Raw genomic sequence first — 12879 nt, forward strand, 5'->3', positions numbered from 1 at the left:
TCAGGTCCCCGCGACCGGGAACCGGTCGCCGGGCCTGCCATGCTTCCCCCATGACATCTGAAGCTGGCCGTCCCGAGCTCTGGATGTGCCGCCACGGAGAGACCGAGTGGAGCCGTGACGGCAGGCACACCTCGACCACGGACCTGCCGCTGACCGAAGCCGGGGAGCAGGTGGCGACGACGCTGGCGCAGCGGCTGGCCGGCACGTCGTTCGACCTGGTGCTGACCAGTCCGCGGCTGCGGGCCCGGCGCACAGCGGAGCTGGCCGGCTTCGGTGACGCGGTCGTCGACGGCGATCTCGTCGAGTGGGACTACGGCGACTACGAGGGCGTCACGACCGACGAGATCCGCCGGACGGTGCCCGGCTGGACCGTCTTCACGCATCCCTCGCCCGGCGGCGAGACCGCCGAGCAGGTCGGGGCCCGTCTCGACCGGGTGGTGGCGCGCGCCCGGGGGGCCGGCGGGCGGGTCCTGGTCTTCGGGCACGGCCACGCCCTCCGGGTGCTGGCCGCTCGCTGGCTCGAGCAGCCGGTGCTCGACGGGCGCAACCTGCGGCTGGACACGGCGACGATCTCGACGCTGGGCTTCGAGCGCGAGACGCCCGTGCTGCTGCGCTGGAACACGGAGGCTTGACGCGCCCCGGCGCACGTTCCACCGTGGAGCCATGTCTCTCGTCCCGGGGTGCCCACGCTGCCCCGCGCCGGTCACGGAGCACGACGGCGCGTGGGCCTGCGTCGACCACGGACCCACCCCGCCGCTGTGGCGACCCCGGGAGGCGTCCTACGACAGCTTCGTCGACCATCTTGGCGTGGCCGGTGCGTTCCCCACCCTCCTGCCCTGGCCGCTCGGACCTGACTGGCAGGTCAGCGACTTCGCCGCCGTGTCCGCATCGGCCGACCGCACCAGCGCGACCTTGACCTGCACCTCCGGCACGAGCGATCTGGACGGGCCGGTGGACGTGTACGTGGTCGCCGAGGAGCCCGGCACCGGGCTGGGCGCACGGGTCGCCGGCACGCGCGGCCCCGACCCGGGCCCGGCGGTGGGGGACGGGCCGCCGATGGCGAAGGTCCTGATCGGGCACAAGTCGGTGCCCCTGTGGGCGGTGTCGACGAGCGGGGAAGACCACGAGCTCGACCGCTTCGTCGTGGCCGGGGAGGCTGGCGGGCGCTGGCTGTGGCTGGTGCTCCGGCCCGCGTCGGCGGTGCTGCTGCTGCGGGACGAGTGGATCCTGCGCGACGTGTCGGGCCTCGGCCCACCCCTGGTGGAGACGCGTTTCGGTGGGCCGTCCCCGGCCTGGTGAGACCCGCTGGAGATGCGGATGGCGCCCGGCGCAGGCACTACCCTCGGGGCGTGCGCATCGACCTCCACACCCACTCGCTCGCGAGTGACGGGACGCAGACTCCCGCGGAGCTGGTCGAGGCGGCGGCGCACGCCGGCCTCGACGTCGTCGCCCTCACCGACCACGACACGGCGGTCGGCTGGCCCGAGGCGGCCCGGGCGGCCGAGGCGGCCGGCATCGCGCTGGTGCGGGGCATGGAGATCAGCACCAGCTATGGCGGACGCGGCGTGCACCTGCTCGCCTACCTGCCCGACCCGACGTACCCGCCCCTGGTCGAGGGACTGGACCGCGTCCTCGAGGGCCGAAACGCCCGGGTGCCGGCCATCGTCGAGCAGCTCCGCGAGACGGGCGTCGAGGTCACCGAGGCCGACGTACGCCGGATGGCCGGCGCGTCCGCTGCGGCCGGCCGGCCGCACGTGGCGGACGCACTGGTGGCCAGCGGGGTCGTCGTGGACCGGCGCGAGGCGTTCAGCCGCTACCTCAACCCCGGCCGGCCCGGACACGTGCACCGCTACGCCGCGGAGCTGGTCACCATGCTCGAGACCGTCCACGCCGCCGGCGGGGTGACGGTGATCGCGCACCCGTGGGGACGGGCCGCGCGGGGCGCCCTCGACGAGGCCGCGTTCGCGGCGCTGGCCGAGCGAGGCCTGGCCGGGATCGAGGTCGACCACCGCGACCACACGGTCGAGCAGCGCGACGAGCTGCGCGGCATCGCGGCCAACCTGGGCATGGTCGTCACCGGCTCCAGCGACCATCACGGCCTCGGCAAGGTCGACCACGATCTCGGCTGCTTCACCACCGCCCCCGAGGAGTACGCGCGGCTGCTCGAGCTGGCCACGACGGCGGCGCGCCTCTCGGGTCGTAGGACGCCCGAGGTGGTGGGATGAGCGGCGTCCTCGACGTCGTGCTGCTGACCGAGGTCTTCGTGACGCTCTTCGTGATCATGGACCCGGTCGGCACCGTCCCGATCTTCCTGTCGCTGACCTCGGGCCGGTCGCCCGCGACCGCCCGCCGGGCCGCCTGGCAGGCGGTGGCAGTGTCGTTCGTGGTGATCACCGCGTTCGCGTTCTTCGGCCAGCAGATCCTCGCCTACCTGCACATCTCGCTGCCCGCGCTCCAGTGCGCCGGCGGGCTGCTGCTCCTGCTGGTCGCCCTGGAGCTGCTCACCGGGAACGAGAAGGAGCCGACGGCCGCCGCGGGCACCAACGTCGCGCTGGTGCCGCTCGGCACCCCGCTGCTCGCCGGCCCTGGCGCGATCGTCGCGACCATGCTGTTCTCGCAGCAGGTGCACGGCCTGGCGACTTTCACCGCGGTGGCCCTCGGCGTGGTGCTCACGCACCTCAGCCTGTGGCTGGCGATGCGCTTCTCCCTGCCCATCCTGCGGGTGATCCGCGAGAGCGGCGTCCTGCTGGTGACGCGGATCGCGGGCCTGCTGCTCTCGGCGATCGCCGTACAGCTGGTGGCGGACGCGGTCCGGGCGTTCATCGCCGGCGAGGGCTGATCCTCACCGCCGGCCCAGGGACTGGAAGGCCTGCAGCACGCGTGTGGGGATCAGGCGCGTCAGCGCCACCACGGTCCTGTACTGCGCGCCCGGCACCGAGAGGTGGCGGCCGCGGTCGTAGTCGGCGAGGGCCCGGGTGACCACGAAGTCCGCGTCGAGCCAGAGCAGGCTCCGGGCCGAGCCGCTCCTGACGTCCATCCGTCGGTGGAACTCGGTGCGGGTGAAGCCCGGGCAGAGCGTCATCACGCGCAGGTCGGCGTGGGCGTACTCCGCCGCGAGCCACGCCCCGAAGCTGTTGACCCACGCCTTGGCGGCGGCGTAGGTGCCACGCGGGAGGTACGCCGCCACGCTCGACACGTTGATCAGCCCACCGTGACCACGTGCGGACATGCCGGTCAGGGCCGCGTGGCTGAGCCTCATCACCGCGACGACCAGGACGTCCAGCATCGCCTGCTCGGCGGCGACGTCGTTGTCGAGGAAGCGTCGCTTGAGCCCGAAGCCGGCATTGTTGACGAGCAGGTCGACCGGCCGGCCGGTGTCGGCGAGCCGGGCCTCCACCCGGGCCAGCTGGTCGCGGTCGCCCAGGTCGGCCGGCAGCACCTCGACCTCGACGCCGTGCGTCGTACGCAGCTCGGCGGCGACCGCGTCGAGCCGGGCCTCGTCGCGCGCGACGAGCACCAGGTCGTGGCCGCGACCGGCCAGGTGGTGGGCGAAGCGGAGACCGATGCCGGCGGTGGGGCCGGTGACCATGGCTGTCGTCATGCGCCCAGCCAACTGTGTCGTCACCGTCGCGGCAAGCGGGGTCCGGCATGATGGGCACCGATGACCACGACACTCGCGATCGCCAACCAGAAGGGTGGCGTCGCCAAGACCACGACCGTGGCCTCGGTCGGGGCCGCGCTGGCCGAGCTCGGTCACTCCGTGCTGCTCGTCGACCTGGACCCGCAGGCGTGCCTGACCTTCTCCCTGGGCATCGACCCCGAGGACCTCGACACCTCGATCCACCACGTGCTCACCAAGGGCGTCGACCCGGCCGAGGTCGTCATCGAGACCGATGACGGCGTCGACCTGATGCCGGCCACCATCGAGCTGGCGCGCGCCGAGGCCGACCTGCTCACCCGCACCGGCCGCGAGCACGTCATCAGAGCTGCCCTCGAGACCCTCGGCGAGAGCGACCGACCCTACGACTGGGTGCTCCTGGACTGCCCGCCGTCGCTGGGCGTGCTCACCGTCGCCGCGCTCACCGCCGCGGACGGCGTGCTCATCCCGCTGCAGTGCGAGACCCTGTCGCACCGCGGAGTAGGCCAGCTGCTCGACACCGTGCACGACGTGCGTCGCTTCACCAACCGCACGCTCGAGGTGTGGGGCGTCCTGCCGACGCTGTACGACGGTCGCACCAACCATGCCCGCACCGTGCTCGAGACCATCTCCGACACCTACGACCTCGAGGTGCTCGGGCCCCCGATCCCCAAGACGATCAAGTTCGCCGAGGCGCCGGCCGCGGGCCGCTCCATCCTGTCGACCAGCCGCAGCAGCAAGGGCGCCCAGGCCTACCGCGAGGTCGCGGCCAACCTGATCGTCCGCTCGCAGCGGCCCCGCAAGCCGGCCGGTCGCACGAAGGTCGCTCCTCGCAGGGGCGCGGCCCAGTGACGCGGCACCGCCAGCAGCCGGTCCGGCCGAGGTACGGCCGGCTGGTCCTCGTGCTCGCGTCGATGGCCGTGACCTCGGTGGCCGTGCTGGGCGGCGTCGGAGTGCTGCCGGTCGCCCAGGCCGACGGGCGTCGTACCCCCGACGCCTCGCTGTCCACCGCCGAGCTCCAGCCCACCACCCCCTCACCCACGCCGACGCCCACCCCGACGCCGACGCCGACCGTCGAGACGGAGCCGGCGGGCGCGACGGCACCGGCCGCCGACGCACTCCCGGCAGACTCGGGGGAGGGGCGCCGAGTCGTCTTCAGCGAGGGCAGCCAGCGGGTCTGGATCGTCGGCGCGACCGACCGGGTCCGTCGTACCTACCTGGTCTCCGGGAGCCTGGTCGACAACCTGCACCCCGGCAGCTACGAGGTCTACTCCCGGTCGCGCTGGGCCGTGGGCGTCGACGACTCCGGGGTGATGGAGTACTTCGTGCGCTTCACCCAGGGCAGGCACGCCGCGATCGGCTTCCACTCGATCCCCACGAAGAACGGCACGCCGCTCCAGTCGCGGGCCCAGCTGGGCACGCCGCAGTCGCACGGGTGCATCCGGCAGGCGCACCCGGACGCCGTGCGCATGTGGGACTTCGCCCAGATCGGGACGAAGGTCGTCGTCACCGCCTGAGGCGGCTCAGCTGGTTGCCGGAGCCTCGGTCTTCGTGCCCGAGCCACCGCCGCGGCGGCGCCGACGACGGTTGCGGGAGGCTCCGGTGGAGCCGTCGCCCTCGGCGGGCTTCTCGGTCTCGACGGCGGCCGTCTGCTCGCCCTCGACGGGGCGGCCGTTGCGGGTACGGCTCCGGCTGCGGTCCCGGTTGCGCGGGGCGCGCTCGGTGCGCTCGCGGTCCGGGCGCTCGGCCCGGGGTGCCCGCTCCACGGGGGCCGGGTCGACGATGCGGCCCTTGGTGCCGGGCGCGATGCCCTGGTCGTGGAAGAGGTGCTCCGACGTGGAGTAGGTCTCCTGCGGCTCGTCGAACGGCAGGTCCAGCGTCTTGTTGATGATCTTCCAGCGGTTGAGGTCGGCCCAGTCGACGAAGGTGATCGCCGTGCCGGTGGCGCCCGCCCGGCCGGTGCGGCCGATGCGGTGGACGTAGGTCTTGTCGTCCTCGGGGCAGGTGTAGTTGATGACGTGCGAGACGCCGCGGACGTCGATGCCGCGAGCGGCGACGTCGGTGGCCACCAGGACGTCGAGCTTGTCCTCGCGGAAGCGGGTCAGGGCCTTCTCGCGGGCCACCTGGGCCATGTCGCCGTGCAGGGCACTGGAGCGGAAGCCGCGCTCGGCGAGGTCGTCGGCGACGCGCTGGGCCTGTCGCTTGGTGCGGGTGAAGACGATGATCTTGCCGGCGTCCTCGGCCTGCAGGACGCGGCCGATGATCTCGGGCTTGTCGAGGTCGTGCGCGAGGTAGATGAACTGCGCCGTCGCCGGCACCATCGTCGTGTCGTACGACGACTCCGCGCGGATGTTCATCGGGTGCCGCATGTGGGTGCGGGCCAGGGCGACGATCGCGGCGGGCATGGTGGCCGAGAAGAGCATGGTCTGGCGGGTCTCGGGCGTCATCGAGAGGATGCGCTCGACGTCGGGCAGGAAGCCGAGGTCCAGCATCTCGTCGGCCTCGTCGAGGACGAGCGCGTGCACGTGGGAGAGGTCGAGCGCGCCCCGGTTGGCCAGGTCGATCAACCGGCCCGGGGTGCCGACGACGATGTCGACGCCGGCCTTGAGGGTGTCCAGCTGGGCGTCGTAGCCGACGCCGCCGTAGACGGTGAGGACGCGCATGCCGCGGTCGGCGGTGGCCAGGGTCATGTCGGAGGAGACCTGGAGCGCCAGCTCGCGGGTCGGCGCGACGATGAGCGCCTGCGGCTTGCCCTGCGGGAGCTCGGCGTAGTCGGGGTCCTTCGGCGCGATGGAGCGCTGGATGACCGGGATGCCGAAGGCCAGAGTCTTGCCGGTGCCGGTGCGGGCCTGGCCGATCAGGTCGGTGCCGACCAGGGCGACCGAGAGGGTCATCTCCTGGATGGCGAAGGGGGTGCTGATGCCGGCGCGGTCGAGCGCGTCGCAGATCTCGGGGTGGACCCCGAGCTCACGGAAGGTGGTCACGGTGTGTCGCTTTCGTCTGGAATCATCCACAGCAGATGCGGCGGGCCAGTCGAGAATCGACGACGGGGGTTCCACCGCGCACATGCTCGGCGGGGGCTCCCGCCGGAAGTCAATCGAGCCTCAGTCTATCGGTAGGGTCGGCGCATGACGGAATCCCTGCCCGTGGCCCTCCAGGACGCCGACTACCGCGAGGCAGTCGTCGACCTGCTGGGGGCCATCGCGTACGGCGAGCTCTCGGCCTTCGAGCGGCTGGTCGAGGACGCCAAGCTGGCCCCGTCGTTGGAGGACCGGGTCGAGATCAGCGCCATGGCCGCGGCGGAGTTCGGGCACCTCGACGCGCTGCGGGAGCGGCTCACCCAGCTCGGCGCCGACCCGTTCGCCGCGATGCGGCCGTTCCGGCGGGCGATCGACGACTTCCACCGGCACACGGCCCCCTCGGACTGGTTCGAGGGCCTCATCAAGGCCTACGTCGGGGACGGACTGGCCGCCGACTTCTACCGCGAAATCGCGGCCCACCTCGATCCCGACACCCGCGACCTGGTCATCGACTCCCTCGCCGACACCGGCCACTCCGCGTTCGTGGTCGACCGGGTGCGAGCCGCCATCGCCGAGGACCCGCGTCTCGGTGGACGACTGGCCCTGTGGGGCCGGCGGCTGATGGGCGAGGCACTCACCCAGGGCCAGCGGGTCGCCGCGGAGCGGGACGCGCTCAGCGCCCTGCTGGCCGGGGGAGTGGACCGGCCCGGCCTCGACCTGGCCGCCATCGGCCGGATGTTCACCCGGCTCACCGACCGCCACGCCGAGCGGATGGCCGAGCTCGGCCTCGACTCCTGAGCCGACTCCTGAGTCGACTCCTGACATGACGAGGCCCCGCACCCATCGGGTGCGGGGCCGCGTCGCTTCGTGCTGCCTGTCAGGTCTTGTGGTCAGATCCTGCTTCGGGAGCGTCCGGTGACCATCGAGGCGATGATGACCAGGACCATGGCGGTCAGGACGGTGACGATGCCCTGCACCCAGTCCAGCCCGTCGCTGCCGTCGCCGCCGAACGCGCGGTAGATGACACCACCGATGAGCATGCCGCCGATGCCGCAGACCAGGACCAGCCACAGGGGGATGTTGTCCTTGTCGCCCGGTGCCAGGAACTTGCCGATCAGGCCGACGATGGCCCCCACGATCACGTAGAACAAGATGGTTGTGATGTCCATAGCTACCTACCCTTCATTGCCACATGTTCGTGGCCCAGGTATGTCGATCCAGTCGACCTACCGCCATCATCCTCCTCCGGAGGATTGCCCACATCATCCGGACCGGTGAGGCCCGAAGTGTCCGGTCAGCGGAAGCCGACGGTGCCGGGCGTGCCGGTGCCGATCTCGACGTAGGCGATGTTGTGGGCCGGGACGACGATGCGCCGGCCCTTGCTGTCGGTGAGGGCGAGCACTCCGTCGCCGGCCACGGCCTGCTCGAGCTGCTGCTCGACATCCTCGGCGGTGGCGTCGGTCTCGACGACGAGCTCACGGGGGGCGTGCAGTACGCCGATCTTGACCTCCACGGTCGGGTCTCCTTCTGTTGCGGCCATCAATGGTCGTCGGTCAGGGGGTAGCCGCGAATGCCTCGCCAGGCGAGACCCGCCACGAGCGCGGCGGCGTCCTTCTGGCTGATGTCACCCGAAGCGCCGGCTCCGGACAACCAGAACCGTGCGCTGACCTGGGCCATTCCCACCAGCGACACCGCCAGGAGGCGGGAGGCCTCGTCGGGCAGGCCGGTGTCCTCGTGGATGACCTCGGCGATCATCTCGGCGCAGTCGATGGTGACCCGGTCGACCATCGCGCGCACGGCGGGCTCGTTGGTGAGGTCTGACTCGAAGACCAGCCGGAACGCACCGGTCTCGCTGGCGACGTAGGCGTAGAAGACCTCGACGGTCGCGGCGACCCGCAGCTTGTTGTCGTTGGTGGAGGCCAGCGCCTGCCGGCAGTTGTCGATGATCATGTCGCACGAGGAGTCGAGCAGCGCGAGGTAGAGCTCGAGCTTGCCCGGGAAGTGCTGGTAGAGCACCGGCTTGGAGACCCCGGCCCGCTCGGCGATGTCGTCCATCGCGGCGGCGTGGTAGCCCTGCGCGACGAAGACCTCGAGTGCGGACCCGAGGAGCTGCTCGCGGCGCTCCCGGCGCGGCATCCGGCCACCACGGGGACGGACCTCGGTGGCGTCGTGCTCGGCCACTAAGCGACTCCTTCTCGTGGTGGGCTCCGGTGCGCGGCGTGGTGCGGGCCGCTGTGCGTGAACCCTACCGGCACGCCAGGAGGGGCCCCGCGAGCGAGGCCCCTCCTGGTCACGATCCGGTCAGCGACCGGTTACTGCGCGCGGGGGTTGGAGACCTTGACGGTCAGGTGCCCCTTCTTCTCCTTGACGACGGTCGCGCGGACACCGAGTCCCGAGACGAGCGTGCTGTTCTGCGGGTTGGCCGCGGACCAGTACCGGTCGGGGTCGGAGTCGTCGAACGTCGGGATGCCGGGACCTGCCGGTGCGCAGGCCTCCAGCGTGCGGTAGCCGTCACGGTTGTCGGCCGGGACCTGCTTCTCGAGGCAGGTCTCGCGCACCTTGGAGAGGCCGAACGCGGCATCCCACGGCTGGCGACGGTTGGTCGGCATGGTGCCGTCGGACCACTTCATCGGCTTCGGCCGGGCATCGACCACGAGGGTCTCACCGTGGCCGGGCGTCAGCGAGGTGTTGTTGTTCGGGTAGGACTTGTCGGTCACCCACACCAGCATGCCGGGACGGAACTGGAAGAACTGCACCCAGTCCGGGCGGGTGACAGCCTCGGGGAAGCTGTACGGGCCCGTGCGCAGGGTGTCGTCCCAGCCGACGTACTGACGGTTCTCGAGCAGGTAGTAGTAGTCGGTCGTCTGGACGTCCGTGCCCGTGGAGCGGGTCCAGCCGTCGACCGTCCAGCCGTTGTTGCCGACCTCGGCGCCGTCGGTGGCGACCGTCGTGCCGTCGACCGCGACCGTGATCTGGTCGAGGAACGCGCCGGCCTCGTTGACGCCGCCGTCGGTCTGGTAGCGGAACCGGAAGATGCTCGGCACGCCGCCGGGGTCGTAGCTGAAGGCCAGGTCGGTCCAGGCGTCCTCGGACGAGCCGGTGACCGGTTCACCCGCGTCCACCCAGGTGGCACCGCCGTCGACGGAGTACTCGCCGTACAGGTAGTCGAAGCCGGCCTCGATCTCGTACCACGCCGAGGCGCTGACACTCACCGAGTCACCAGCGGCGACCGGACGGGACATCGTGTTGTTGAGCTTGTCGCCGCGGCCGGACCACCAGGCGTTGTCACCCTCGGGCGGGGTGGTGTAGTCGGTCTCGGTCACCTTGTCGGGCAGGTTGACCTTGATGGCCTGGTCGGACTCGTTCTCGACCGTGCCCGGGTTGTCGTAGGTGTTCTGCGACGGTCCGAGGTTGGCGGTGTAGGTCTGGCCCTGGTTGACCTCGGTGTAGTCCAGCCAGCCGAGGTCCAGCTTCTCCTGGGGGCCGAGGCCGCCAGGCGTCGTGCCGATGCCCTCGTCGCCGTGACCCAGCCACGAACCCGAGGACATCAGCGTCCAGAAGGCCGTGCCGTTGTCGCCGCTGTTGGTGTCGTAGAAGTCGGGGAGGCCGAGGTCGTGGCCGAACTCGTGGGCGAAGACCCCGAGTCCGCCGTTCTCGGGCTCGACCGTGTAGTCGCCGATCCAGAAGTCGGTGGTGCCGATCCGGGTGCCGCCGAACATCGCGTTGGCAGGGCCCGTGCGACCGTAGTCGTCCTGGTTGACGTACCAGCGGTGCGACCAGATGGCGTCCTCGCCCTGGGCTCCGCCGCCGGCCTCCTCGCCCTCACCGGCGTGGATGGCCTGGAAGTGGTCGATGTAGCCGTCGGACTCGTTGAAGTCGCCGTCGCCGTCGTGGTCGTAGCGGTCCCACTGGTCGAGCGACTGGAGGTAGGTGTTGATCTCAGCGTCGGTCTTGCCCTGGGCCTTCTGGTCGGCGTACCAGGCGTTCGCGCTGTCGGTGATGAAGTCCCACGCGCCGCCGTTGTCCTCGTGCGGGTTCGCGCCGTAGGAGGCCGCGTCGCCGGGCACGGTCACCCAGTCCTGCACCTGGTTGACGGCGGTGTAGCGGCCGCCCGACTGCGCGAGGTAGTAGTTCTTGAACGACTCGCCGTCGCCGTTGAACAGCTCCTCGTAGTGCGCCTTGTTGAAGTCCGGCACCCAGTACGTCGAGTTGTCGACGTTGCGGTTGGGCTCGGGGATCTCGTTGTTCAGGGGGCCGGAGCCGCCGAAGTCGGCGAGGATCGAGAAGACCTGGTCGGTCTTGTCGAGCGGGAACTCGTAGTGCTGCGTGTGCTTGTCGCGCGCTGCCTTGGCGGCCGGGCCCTTCTGAGCCTCGCCGCGCGGGCCGCCCTCGAGGGTGACGACGGCGCCGCCCTCGCTGGAGGGATCCAGGCTGGCGCTGCCGTTGGCGAGGCTGGCGAGCGCCTTCTCGCGGAGCATGTCCTGGCGGGCGGTGAGCGGCCCAGGACGGTTGTCCAGCCGATGCGCCCCCTTGGTCACGCCCTTGCCGGCGTCCTTCTTCGCGTTGGCCACGGGGGCGTCCGCAGTCTGCTGTGCTTGTGCCGAGGGGAGCGCTGTGGCGCTCAGTGCCAGGGCGGCGACTCCGGCCATGAGGCCGGGTAGCAGCTTCTTCACGTGGGTGAACCTTTCGTCCGAGAACGGGCCAACGGCCCCTACCGTCCGGTGGGGGACGGCTCCTGGAGCACCTTCACCCGGAAAGTGCAGAAGAATCAAGAAATTCGTGCACTTTTCTCTGGTCGGTCCGGAATCCGGTCGCGGCGCCGTGGTCGCGGGTGGTCGGGAGAGGATGGGAAGAAGCCGCTCCCGGATGTCGTTGTGGGGGGAGCAGCCGAACCGATGAAGGAGCAACCGTGCCCTACCCAGCGCTCGTGGAACCCGCCGCCGAGCTGACCGTCGACGAGGTGCGCCGCTACAGCCGCCACCTGATCATCCCCGACGTCGGCATGACCGGCCAGAAGCGCCTGAAGAACGCGAAGGTGCTCGTCATCGGCGCCGGCGGCCTGGGCAGCCCGGCGCTGCTCTACCTGGCCGCCGCCGGCGTGCACACGCTCGGCATCGCGGAGTTCGACGAGGTCGACGAGTCCAACCTGCAGCGCCAGATCATCCACGGACAGTCCGACATCGGGAAGTCCAAGGCGCTCTCGGCCAAGGAGTCGATCGCGGAGGCGAACCCCTACGTCAACGTGATCCTCCACGAGGAGCGTCTCGACAACGACAACGTGATGCAGGTCTTCGAGGGCTACGACCTGATCGTCGACGGCACCGACAACTTCGCGACCCGCTACATGGTCAACGACGCGGCGTACTTCCTGAAGATCCCCTACGTGTGGGGCTCGATCTACCGCTTCGACGGCCAGGCGAGCGTCTTCGCGCCGTCGATGGCCGACGACGCCCCGTGCTACCGCTGCCTCTACCCGGAGCCGCCGCCGCCGGGCATGGTCCCGAGCTGCGCCGAGGGCGGCGTCCTGGGCGTGTTGTGCGCGAGCATCGGGTCGATCCAGGTCAATGAGGCCATCAAGCTGATCACGGGCATCGGCGAGCCGGCCGTCGGCAAGCTGGTGATCTACGACGCCCTGGAGCTCGAGTGGCGCAAGCTCAAGGTCCGCAAGGACCCCAACTGCGCCCTCTGCGGTGACAACCCCACCGTCACGGGGCTCATCGACTACGACACGTTCTGCGGTGCGGTGAGCGAGGAGGCCGCCGACGCGGCTGCCGGCTCGACCATCTCGGTCGTGCAGCTCGAGCACATGCTCAAGGAGCGTGCCGAGGGCACCCGCGACTTCGTGCTGGTGGATGTGCGCGAGCCCAACGAGTACGAGATCAACAAGATCCCGGGCTCGGTGCTGATCCCCAAGGCCGACTTCCTCAACGGCAGCGCGCTCGAGCAGCTCCCATCGGACAAGCAGATCGTCATGCACTGCAAGACCGGCGTGCGGTCGGCCGAGACGCTGGCGATCGTCAAGGGCGCGGGCTACGCCGACGCGGTGCACGTGGGCGGCGGCGTCGTGGCCTGGGTCAACCAGGTCGACCCGAGCCAGCCCTCGTACTGACGGGCGGGTGACGTCGTGGGGGTCGCCGCCACTCCGGGGCGCCCCCCCCCCCGGCCCCGGCGCAACCCCCGCCCCCCCCCCGGGCGGCCGCGGGCGGTGTGGGGGGGGCCCCC

General features: G+C 71.1%; 14 protein-coding genes. 8 read left to right on the plus strand and 6 right to left on the minus strand.

The features are described from left to right. Positions 1-50 precede the first annotated feature (50 nt). The 4 genes from ACP7BP_RS12205 to ACP7BP_RS12220 are packed head-to-tail and all read left to right on the plus strand — an operon-like array spanning position 51 to position 2839. Positions 51-632: a histidine phosphatase family protein gene (locus ACP7BP_RS12205; protein WP_426244894.1), complete on the plus strand. Its 582-nt coding sequence runs from the start codon at positions 51-53 to the stop codon at positions 630-632. A 31-nt stretch (positions 633-663) separates the two neighbouring features. Continuing rightward, complete coding sequence (locus ACP7BP_RS12210) at positions 664-1299, plus strand: DUF6758 family protein (protein ID WP_426244895.1); 636 nt, start codon at positions 664-666, stop codon at positions 1297-1299. A 50-nt stretch (positions 1300-1349) separates the two neighbouring features. Beyond that, positions 1350-2225 (plus strand): PHP domain-containing protein, encoded by an 876-nt coding sequence (locus ACP7BP_RS12215; protein WP_426244896.1) that lies wholly within the window; start codon positions 1350-1352, stop codon positions 2223-2225. Further along, positions 2222-2839 carry a MarC family protein gene (locus tag ACP7BP_RS12220; protein ID WP_426244897.1) on the plus strand — a complete coding sequence of 206 codons (618 nt, stop codon included), beginning with the start codon at positions 2222-2224 and terminating at the stop codon, positions 2837-2839. Before ACP7BP_RS12215 ends, ACP7BP_RS12220 begins: the two co-directional genes overlap by 4 nt. Before the next feature lie 3 nt (positions 2840-2842). Here ACP7BP_RS12220 and ACP7BP_RS12225 read toward each other — a convergent pair whose 3' ends face one another. Further along, a complete protein-coding gene (locus ACP7BP_RS12225) occupies positions 2843-3601 on the minus strand; it encodes an SDR family NAD(P)-dependent oxidoreductase (RefSeq protein WP_426244898.1) in 759 nt (252 codons plus the stop codon). A gap of 60 nt (positions 3602-3661) precedes the next feature. On the opposite strand from ACP7BP_RS12225, the gene ACP7BP_RS12230 reads away from it, so the two are divergent. Both ACP7BP_RS12230 and ACP7BP_RS12235 read left to right on the plus strand, forming a co-directional pair. Then, complete coding sequence (locus ACP7BP_RS12230) at positions 3662-4489, plus strand: ParA family protein (protein ID WP_426244899.1); 828 nt, start codon at positions 3662-3664, stop codon at positions 4487-4489. After that, positions 4486-5154 carry a L,D-transpeptidase gene (locus ACP7BP_RS12235; RefSeq protein WP_426244900.1) on the plus strand — a complete coding sequence of 223 codons (669 nt, stop codon included), beginning with the start codon at positions 4486-4488 and terminating at the stop codon, positions 5152-5154. Before ACP7BP_RS12230 ends, ACP7BP_RS12235 begins: the two co-directional genes overlap by 4 nt. Before the next feature lie 6 nt (positions 5155-5160). Here ACP7BP_RS12235 and ACP7BP_RS12240 read toward each other — a convergent pair whose 3' ends face one another. Next, positions 5161-6621, minus strand: a complete 1461-nt coding sequence (locus tag ACP7BP_RS12240; protein ID WP_426244901.1) for a DEAD/DEAH box helicase — start codon at positions 6619-6621, stop codon at positions 5161-5163. 144 nt (positions 6622-6765) lie between these two features. Between ACP7BP_RS12240 and ACP7BP_RS12245 the strand changes: the two genes are divergently transcribed. After that, positions 6766-7455 (plus strand): ferritin-like fold-containing protein, encoded by a 690-nt coding sequence (locus ACP7BP_RS12245; RefSeq protein WP_426244902.1) that lies wholly within the window; start codon positions 6766-6768, stop codon positions 7453-7455. A gap of 92 nt (positions 7456-7547) precedes the next feature. Here ACP7BP_RS12245 and ACP7BP_RS12250 read toward each other — a convergent pair whose 3' ends face one another. The 4 genes from ACP7BP_RS12250 to ACP7BP_RS12265 all read right to left on the minus strand — a co-directional run bounded on the left by ACP7BP_RS12250 (position 7548) and on the right by ACP7BP_RS12265 (position 11330). Further along, entirely contained in the window at positions 7548-7826 is a 279-nt protein-coding gene (locus ACP7BP_RS12250; protein ID WP_426244903.1) for a GlsB/YeaQ/YmgE family stress response membrane protein, read from the minus strand. 125 nt (positions 7827-7951) lie between these two features. Beyond that, complete coding sequence (locus ACP7BP_RS12255) at positions 7952-8170, minus strand: DUF3107 domain-containing protein (protein ID WP_426244904.1); 219 nt, start codon at positions 8168-8170, stop codon at positions 7952-7954. 26 nt (positions 8171-8196) lie between these two features. Further along, positions 8197-8793: a TetR/AcrR family transcriptional regulator gene (locus ACP7BP_RS12260; protein ID WP_426245430.1), complete on the minus strand. Its 597-nt coding sequence runs from the start codon at positions 8791-8793 to the stop codon at positions 8197-8199. A gap of 176 nt (positions 8794-8969) precedes the next feature. Further along, the gene (locus ACP7BP_RS12265; RefSeq protein WP_426244905.1) at positions 8970-11330 is read right to left on the minus strand and encodes an immune inhibitor A domain-containing protein; all 2361 of its coding nucleotides are present in this window, start codon (positions 11328-11330) and stop codon (positions 8970-8972) included. A 236-nt stretch (positions 11331-11566) separates the two neighbouring features. Here ACP7BP_RS12265 and moeZ point away from each other — a divergent pair, with 236 nt between their 5' ends. Continuing rightward, positions 11567-12766: an adenylyltransferase/sulfurtransferase MoeZ gene (moeZ, locus tag ACP7BP_RS12270; protein WP_426244906.1), complete on the plus strand. Its 1200-nt coding sequence runs from the start codon at positions 11567-11569 to the stop codon at positions 12764-12766. Positions 12767-12879 lie beyond the last annotated feature (113 nt).

It is taken from the genome of Nocardioides sp. LHG3406-4, from assembly GCF_049897745.1.
In the GTDB taxonomy this organism is placed as follows: Bacteria; Actinomycetota; Actinomycetes; order Propionibacteriales; family Nocardioidaceae; genus Nocardioides.

Coding starts and splice junctions, on each gene's coding strand:
- ACP7BP_RS12230 (WP_426244899.1), top strand. CDS start 3,662: ATGACCACGACACTCGCGATCGCCAACCAGAAGGGTGGCGTCGCCAAG.
- ACP7BP_RS12260 (WP_426245430.1), bottom strand. CDS start 8,793: ATGCCGCGCCGGGAGCGCCGCGAGCAGCTCCTCGGGTCCGCACTCGAG.
- ACP7BP_RS12205 (WP_426244894.1), top strand. CDS start 51: ATGACATCTGAAGCTGGCCGTCCCGAGCTCTGGATGTGCCGCCACGGA.
- ACP7BP_RS12220 (WP_426244897.1), top strand. CDS start 2,222: ATGAGCGGCGTCCTCGACGTCGTGCTGCTGACCGAGGTCTTCGTGACG.
- ACP7BP_RS12225 (WP_426244898.1), bottom strand. CDS start 3,601: ATGACGACAGCCATGGTCACCGGCCCCACCGCCGGCATCGGTCTCCGC.
- ACP7BP_RS12245 (WP_426244902.1), top strand. CDS start 6,766: ATGACGGAATCCCTGCCCGTGGCCCTCCAGGACGCCGACTACCGCGAG.
- ACP7BP_RS12250 (WP_426244903.1), bottom strand. CDS start 7,826: ATGGACATCACAACCATCTTGTTCTACGTGATCGTGGGGGCCATCGTC.
- ACP7BP_RS12210 (WP_426244895.1), top strand. CDS start 664: ATGTCTCTCGTCCCGGGGTGCCCACGCTGCCCCGCGCCGGTCACGGAG.